This window comes from Bulleidia sp. zg-1013 (genome assembly GCF_019798045.1).
Classification (GTDB): domain Bacteria; phylum Bacillota_I; class Bacilli_A; order Erysipelotrichales; family Erysipelotrichaceae; genus Bulleidia.
Genome location: NZ_JAGXEX010000025.1, coordinates 1 through 644 on the forward strand (window position 1 = coordinate 1; position 644 = coordinate 644).

Below are 644 nucleotides of genomic sequence, written 5' to 3' on the forward strand. Positions count from 1 at the left end.
GATAAACAATAATTTAATGGCTTAAAAGTTGATGTTGGAAACATCAAGCTCACCAGACATAAGTTTTGGAAGCAAAGCATCTCTCGTATTAGAGAACTTCAAGTTTTGAGCCTGATTTTCCCATATTGCTTCAAAAAACGGGGTGATAGTATCTGTAAATGAAGTCATTTCCTCTTTTGTTGGCAGAATGATCTCAGTTTTACGAAAATCAGGAACAGTTAGCTGTTGTTGTGTAGTGCCAGTCCCATGGATATGCGTATTCCTTAACCAAAGATAAAGATATTTCGCAGACAGCACATCCGTTTTCGGGATAAGGGTAACGAGTCGAACTATCGGCGTATATGGTATATGCCGTAAACAAACAAAGCCAATAGTACCTCTTGCAGAAACTGTAATACTTTCATCTTTGATTTTGTATTCATTGGTGAAACCATAAAGCCCCTCATCGCTGATTCCGTTTGAATAAATGGGATATGGGCAGTTCTCAGTTTGAGTAGCAGAAACAGTTTTTGGCTTGTCACCTCCTGCTCCCATTAGTGATACCTCGCCCAATGTGGCTCTTGTCCAGCCATCAGGTAAGAACTCTTGGGTCAAGAACTGATTTCTGAATAATGTCTGCACTTGTTGCTCTAAATTATTGTTTA

Annotated in this window: 1 protein-coding gene; it reads right to left on the minus strand. The window is 39.3% G+C overall.

What is annotated here, in order from left to right; genetic code table 11:
• Positions 1 to 21: 21 nt before the first annotated feature.
• Positions 22 to 644: restriction endonuclease subunit S (locus tag K7I92_RS07390; protein ID WP_220282615.1), on the minus strand; the 623-nt coding region annotated here is incomplete at its 5' end.